Below are 6920 nucleotides of genomic sequence, written 5' to 3' on the forward strand. Positions count from 1 at the left end.
TTGATGTTGTCGCCCGGCATTACCATCTCTACGCCTTCCGGCAGTTCGATGGTACCGGTCACGTCGGTAGTACGGAAGTAGAACTGCGGACGGTAGCCTTTGAAGAACGGGGTATGACGGCCACCTTCTTCTTTGGACAGTACGTACACTTCAGATTCGAACTTGGTGTGCGGCTTGATAGAACCCGGCTTGGCCAGTACCTGACCACGCTCTACGTCTTCACGCTTAACACCACGCAGCAGCGCGCCGATGTTCTCGCCTGCACGACCTTCGTCCAGCAGCTTACGGAACATTTCAACACCGGTACAGGTGGTAGAAACGGTATCTTTGATACCAACGATTTCTACAGTCTCACCTACTTTAACGATACCGCGCTCTACACGACCGGTAACTACGGTACCACGGCCAGCGATAGAGAATACGTCTTCGATAGGCATCAGGAACGGTTGGTCAATCGCGCGCTCCGGCTCCGGGATGTAGGTATCCAGGTGGCCAGCCAGCTCGATGATCTTCTCTTCCCACTGAGCGTCGCCTTCCAGCGCTTTCAGCGCGGAACCACGAACTACCGGCAGGTCATCACCCGGGAAGTCGTACTCGGTCAGCAGTTCACGAACTTCCATCTCAACCAGTTCGAGCAGCTCTTCGTCATCAACCATGTCACACTTGTTCATGAACACGATCATGTACGGGATACCAACCTGACGACCCAGCAGGATGTGCTCACGAGTCTGCGGCATCGGGCCGTCAGTCGCTGCTACTACCAGGATCGCGCCGTCCATCTGGGCAGCACCGGTGATCATGTTTTTAACGTAGTCGGCGTGACCCGGGCAATCTACGTGGGCGTAGTGACGGGTAGCGGTGTCGTATTCTACGTGGGAGGTGTTGATGGTGATACCACGCTCACGCTCTTCCGGTGCCTTGTCGATCTGGTCGAAGGCGAAAGCTTTACCACCGAAGTGCTTGGCCAGCACGTTGGTGATAGCTGCAGTCAGGGTGGTTTTACCGTGGTCAACGTGGCCGATGGTACCCACGTTAACGTGCGGTTTATTACGCTCAAATTTTTCTTTAGACATGATCGTCCCTCTAAACTAACGCTGAGTACGCGGTGGCAAGCTAACCACAGAACAGTTTATATGATGGATTTGAATCTGGTGGGAAAGAGAGAGGTACTGATGGCTGGTTCGCTTGCCGAACTCACCCTAGGGTGCGGCTCTGCTAACGCCTGAGCCATATCAGCATCTTGGAGCGGGCAGCGGGAATCGAACCCGCATCATCAGCTTGGAAGGCTGAGGTAATAGCCATTATACGATGCCCGCATTTCTCTAACCCAAAGAACTCAAACCGCAGAGAAATATGGTGGAGGGAGAAGGATTCGAACCTTCGAAGGCAGAGCCGTCAGATTTACAGTCTGATCCCTTTGGCCGCTCGGGAACCCCTCCAGACGCCAGATTGTCACAACGGTAATTCTGCTTGCACCCGTTGTGTTTATCGCTTTTGCACGGCAAATAGACGACAGACAGTCAAGCGTCGCGCATTTTATTGTAAGGTTTTGGGGGATGCAACCATTGAACCCGGCAAAATATGCTTTATTGCTGGGAAGTTTGCAAAAAAGCGGGGGCAAACAAGCCAATCCTGCTGCGTCCCTTGTCGCTCCCCCCCCCTTGGTGTATGGTCGCCGTGCCCAAGAAACAGTGATGACACCATGACGACAGAGCATAACCCCTATCTGCAATTCACCCGCGAACAATGGGCGTTATTGCGCGATTCGGTCCCCCTGACCCTGACCGAACACGATCTGCAGACCCTGCGCGGGATCAACGAGAAGGTGTCATTGCGGGAAGTGGAAGAGATCTATCTGCCTCTCTCCCGCCTGCTCAATCTCTATGTCAAAGCCAAACAGCGTCGCAGCCGGGTGCTGGAGCAGTTCCTCGGCCAGTCCCGCGGCAAGGGCACCTATATCATCAGCATTGCCGGCAGTGTGGCGGGGGGAAAAAGCACCACGGCCCGTATTCTGCAGGCCCTGCTGGAGCGCTGGCCGGAACACCCGCGGGTAGAACTGGTCACCACCGACGGCTTCCTCTATCCCAACAAGGTACTGGAAGAGCGCGGCCTGATGCGCCGCAAGGGGTTCCCGGAATCCTACGACATCCGCCATCTGGTGGAGTTTGTCGCCAACATCCGCGCTGGTCACGAGAAGGTCGAAGCGCCGGTTTACTCCCACCTTATCTACGACATCATTCCCGATGAGAAGAAGGTGGTGGAGCAGCCGGACATCCTGATCCTGGAAGGGCTCAATGTGCTGCAAAGCGGCATGGATTACCCTCAGGAGCCCCATCGGGTCTTCGTGTCGGACTTCGTCGACTTCTCCATCTATGTGGATGCCGATGCCGAACTGCTGCGCACCTGGTATATCGAACGCTTCCTGAAATTCCGCAGCGGCGCCTTCTCGGATCCCGACTCCTACTTCCATAACTACGCCAAACTGGCGGAGAGTGAGGCGACCCAGATCGCGAGCAACATCTGGCAAGATATCAACTACCTGAATTTGCAAGAAAATATCCTACCAACGCGTGAGCGAGCCAACCTGATCATGACCAAGGGCCATGAGCACGCCATCGAGCAGATCAAACTGCGCAAATGATGACAGCCATTGCCGGATAACGAAGAGGGGGCCCGCAGGCCCCCTCTTCTGTTTGGCATCATGAGCGGCCTTGCTGACCCTCAGTCGCCCCGGCGCAGGGAGAGCTCGCCGCCCAGATAGAATTTGATCCCTTCGCCTGTCTCCAGCCGCAGGGCGCCGCGATCGTCGATACCACGGGCGATGCCGCGGATCTCCTGATCCCCCATCAGCAGGCGCACCGGGCGACCGGCAAAGTGATCGAGCCGGTTCCAGTCATCGACAAAGCTTGCCAGCCCCTGCTGCTCAAAGGTGTGCAGCGCCCGCTGCAGATGGACGATCATCCGGGCCGCCAGTTGATTGCGATCCACCAGTTCCGGATTGATGTGACGCAGCTCGGCCCAGGCCTGATCAATCTTCTCACCTTCGCGGGCAGGCATCGCCAGATTGAGACCGATGCCGATCACCAGATGACAACTGGCCCCGGCGCTACCGCTCATCTCCACCAGTATTCCCGCCAACTTGCGGCCCTGATAGTAGAGGTCGTTCGGCCACTTGAGCTCGACGCCTTGATAGCCAAGGGACTCCAGCGCCTCAACCACTGCCACGCCGACCGCCAGACTCAGCCCCATGGCCGCCGCCATGCCTTGTTCGAGTCGCCAGTACATGCTGAGGATCAGCTGGCAACCAAACGGCGAAATCCAGGGTTTGCCACGACGACCGCGCCCGGCTGTCTGACACTCGGCCAGACAGCTCTCGCCAGAGCGCAGCTCATTGACCCGATCCAGCAGGTGTTGGTTGGTCGAGCCTATGACCGGAAAACAGTGCACCGGCGCCATCGGGGCCAGTACCTGCAAGGTGGCCTGATCATAGAGCGCCATCGGCACCGCCAACCGGTAGCCCTTGCCGGTCAGGCTAAAGAGATCCAGCCCCAGCTCCTTGAGCGCCGCCATGTGTTTGCTTACCGCAGCCCGGCTGATGCCGAGCTGTTCACCCAGCTGTTCGCCGGAGTGAAACTGGCCGTCGCTAAGCAGAGTGATCAGGGTCTGTCTGATGGGAGTCAACGTCATGAGAGCACCTCGTCGAGCCAGGTTTCACCGTGCGCGCCCATAAAGCGCACCTCATGCTCCAGCACCACGCCAAACGTCTGCTCCACGCTGTCGCGGACATGAGCCGCCAGCGCGATCAGCTCCATGGCACTGGCGCCCCCCAGATTGACCAGCACCAGCGCCTGCTCCTGATGGACGGCGGCGCGGCCAATGGCGAAACCTTTCAGACCACACTGATCGATGAGCCAGCCCGCCGCCAGCTTGGCCTGCCCTTCTCCGGCCGGATAGCAAGGCATCTGCGGGTAGCGCGCCTTGAGATTCTCCGCATGCGCGGCAGGTACCACCGGATTCTTGAAGAAGCTGCCCGCATTGCCGAGCACCGCAGGATCCGGCAGCTTGGCCATGCGGGTGGCACAGACGGTATCGAAGATGGCCTGCGCCGGAGGCTCATCACCGAGCGCCGCCAGCGGGCCATAGCCGAGCACCGGCCGCCACGCCTTGGGCAGTTTGAGCCCGACGGCGGTGATCAGGTGGGAATCCTGATACTCGTGTTTGAAGATGCTGTCACGATACCCGAAGCGGCACTCTGCCGCCGCGATCCGTTCAATCTCGCCACTCTGCCAGTTGAACGCCTCGACATAGGCGCAGAAGTCGGCCAGCTCAACGCCATAGGCACCGATGTTCTGCACCGGCGCCGCACCGACCGTGCCGGGAATGAGCGCCAGATTCTCCAGCCCGAACCAGCCCTGTTGCAAGGTATGGCGCACCAGCTGATGCCAATCTTCACCGGCCGCCACATGGAGCAACCAGTGATCGCCACCATCTTCAGCGGTAATCCCCTTGAGCCGGTTGAGCACCACCAGACCGAGAAAATCGGTGGTGAAAAGCATGTTGCTGCCGCCGCCCAGATTGAGGCGCGGCAGCTGGTTGAACTGCGGATCGGCACGCAGGGTCGCCAGATCGGCAATCTGCTCCACCTCGGCCAGCCAGAGGCAATACGCATCGAGGGCAAGGGTGTTGAGCTTCAACAAGGAGGCGTTGGCATTCAGTTTCATCGGTCTATCCCGGCTTGGTGCAAGGGCGCAGTCTACCTCAAGTTGCCCCATGACGAAAAACCCGAGCCCTTTTCGGGGGAATAGCAGTGGTTTAGAGTAGGCGACTTCAACTGCTGAGGAACAACTCATGAACAACCAGTTTGCCGTCATCGGCCTGGGCCTGTTTGGCAGCGCGCTGTGCGAAGAGCTGCAACGGCAAGATGCCGAAGTACTGGCCATCGATATCGACGAGAGCAAGACCCGGCAAATCGCCGCCCTCTGCAATCACGTTATCGTGGCGGATGCTACCGACGAGGCCACCGTGGCCGAGCTGGGACTGGCCAATTTCGATATCGTCTTCGTTGCCATCGGTGACAACCTGGAGACCAGCATCCTCACCACCCTCGTCTTGAAAGAGGCGGGCGTGAAGAAGGTGTGGGTCAAGGCGCGCGACAAGTTCCACGCCAAGATCCTGCAGAAAGTGGGCGCCGACAAGGTGATCAACCCGGAGTGGGACATGGGCCGCCGGGTCGCCCAGAGCATGCTGGACAACCGGCTGTTCGACTATCTGGAGCTGGGCCACGACATGGTGCTGACCGAGTTCGTGATCGGCCTGCAACAGAACGGCCGGGAACTGGGCGACTTCCACCTGCTGCAACAGAGCGATTTCCAGCTGCTCGCCATCAAGCGTGGTGATGTGCTGCACAACGTGCTGACCGGCAAGATGGAGCTGCAACTGGGCGACATCCTGATCCTGGCGGGCAACAAGCACGCTATCGACCACTGGCTCGAAACCCTATGATCAACTGGCGCAGCAGCTACGCCTTCGCCCTCCATCGGGAGCAGGACTCTCGCTGGAGCGAAGCCCGGCTGATCCTCGGCAGCTTTCTGATCATTCTGCTGATTGGCACCATCTTTCTGGTGCAACCCTCCAGCCACAATGGCGAGGTTACCTTCGTCAACGCCCTGTTTACCGCCACCTCGGCCATCAGCGTGACAGGTCTTGGCGTGGTGGATACCGGCACCGCCTTTACCCTGCAGGGGCAGATTTTCCTGCTGATGCTGATGGAGATCGGCGGTCTGGGCCAGATGACCATGACCCTGCTGCTGATCGCCATCTTCAGCAAACGGGTCGGTCTGCGCCAGCAGGTTCTGGCCAAGGAGGCGCTGGGACAGGAAGGCTCGGTCAACATCATTCAGCTGGTCAAACGGATCGTGCTGTTCGCCTTTATCGCCCAACTGATCGGTACCGGCATCATGGCGATCCGCTGGGTGCCCGAGATGGGGTGGGTGCACGGCCTCTATGTCAGCTTCTTCCACGCGGTCTCGGCCTTCAACAACGCCGGATTTTCGCTCTTTGCCAACAATCTCATCGACTATAGGGACGACCCCATCATCAGCCTGACCATCGCCGGTCTGCTGATCCTGGGAGGGATCGGCTTTACCGTCATCGTCGATCTGGTGCGCAACCGCCGCTGGCGCAAGCTCAAGCTGCACAGCAAGCTGATGCTGCTGATGACCCCGGCGCTGCTGCTGGCCGGTACCCTGATGTTCTGGCTACTGGAACACAACAACCCGGGCACCCTCGGCAAGGCCGGTATCGGTGGCCAGCTGCTGGCTGCCTTCTTCCAGTCTGCCAGCGCCCGTACCGCCGGTTTCAATACCATAGATATCGGGCTGATGACCCCGGCAGCGTTGCTGTTCCTGATGATGTTGATGTTTATCGGTGCCGGTGCCACCTCAACCGGTGGTGGTATCAAAGTCACCACCTTCGCGGTCGTGCTGCTGGCGACCAAGGCATTTCTGACCAAACGGCCCCATGTCACCGCTTTTGGCCGCACCCTGTCGCCCCAGATCGTGACCCGCTCGCTGGCCATCATCATCGTCAGCACCATGGTGCTGATGCTGGCGATGTTCCTGCTGATGGTGACCGAGGATCTGCCGTTCGACAAAATCATGTTCGAGACCATCTCGGCATTTGCCACCGTCGGCCTCTCCACCGGCATCACCGCCTCCCTGAGCGAGCCGGGCAAGCTGATCCTGGTGCTGGTGATGATCTGCGGCCGTCTCGGCCCCCTGACCCTGGCCTTTATGCTGGCCCGCCCGGTCGAGACCCGCATCCGTTATCCGGAAGAGAACGTCTATACCGGCTGACCGGTTATGAAAACGGGGCAGCCACTGGCTGCCCCGTTTTTTATTCAGCTTGTTGCTGCGCCTTTA

The 6920-nt window shown here is 59.0% G+C and carries 6 protein-coding genes and 2 tRNA genes; 3 read left to right on the forward strand and 5 right to left on the reverse strand.

The window, feature by feature from the left end; translation table 11 throughout:
* The 3 genes from tuf to AB5Y85_RS20530 form a co-directional block, all read right to left on the reverse strand.
* A partial coding sequence (gene tuf, locus AB5Y85_RS20520; RefSeq protein ID WP_021229319.1) for an elongation factor Tu occupies nt 1–1073 on the reverse strand: 1073 nt, incomplete at its 3' end.
* A gap of 168 nt (nt 1074–1241) precedes the next feature.
* A tRNA-Gly gene (locus AB5Y85_RS20525) sits at nt 1242–1316 on the reverse strand.
* Nucleotides 1317–1354: 38 nt separating this feature from the next.
* Nucleotides 1355–1439, reverse strand: a tRNA-Tyr gene (locus AB5Y85_RS20530).
* 263 nt (nt 1440–1702) lie between these two features.
* Between AB5Y85_RS20530 and coaA the strand changes: the two genes are divergently transcribed.
* A complete protein-coding gene (gene coaA / locus AB5Y85_RS20535; protein WP_005339877.1) occupies nt 1703–2641 on the forward strand; it encodes a type I pantothenate kinase in 939 nt (312 codons plus the stop codon).
* Between the two features lie 80 nt (nt 2642–2721).
* Here coaA and birA read toward each other — a convergent pair whose 3' ends face one another.
* Both birA and murB read right to left on the reverse strand, forming a co-directional pair.
* The gene (gene birA / locus AB5Y85_RS20540; protein ID WP_139747707.1) at nt 2722–3687 is read right to left on the reverse strand and encodes a bifunctional biotin--[acetyl-CoA-carboxylase] ligase/biotin operon repressor BirA; all 966 of its coding nucleotides are present in this window, start codon (nt 3685–3687) and stop codon (nt 2722–2724) included.
* Nucleotides 3684–4721 (reverse strand): UDP-N-acetylmuramate dehydrogenase, encoded by a 1038-nt coding sequence (gene murB, locus AB5Y85_RS20545; protein WP_257686802.1) that lies wholly within the window; start codon nt 4719–4721, stop codon nt 3684–3686. The genes birA and murB overlap by 4 nt, the downstream gene beginning before the upstream one ends.
* A 127-nt stretch (nt 4722–4848) precedes the next feature.
* On the opposite strand from murB, the gene AB5Y85_RS20550 reads away from it, so the two are divergent.
* Both AB5Y85_RS20550 and AB5Y85_RS20555 read left to right on the forward strand, forming a co-directional pair.
* Nucleotides 4849–5502: a TrkA family potassium uptake protein gene (locus AB5Y85_RS20550; protein WP_005339863.1), complete on the forward strand. Its 654-nt coding sequence runs from the start codon at nt 4849–4851 to the stop codon at nt 5500–5502.
* The gene (locus AB5Y85_RS20555) at nt 5499–6854 is read left to right on the forward strand and encodes a TrkH family potassium uptake protein (RefSeq protein WP_005341850.1); all 1356 of its coding nucleotides are present in this window, start codon (nt 5499–5501) and stop codon (nt 6852–6854) included. The genes AB5Y85_RS20550 and AB5Y85_RS20555 overlap by 4 nt, the downstream gene beginning before the upstream one ends.
* Nucleotides 6855–6920 lie beyond the last annotated feature (66 nt).

The organism is Aeromonas sp. R3-1 (genome assembly GCF_040908345.1).
GTDB lineage: Bacteria > Pseudomonadota > Gammaproteobacteria > Enterobacterales > Aeromonadaceae > Aeromonas > Aeromonas veronii.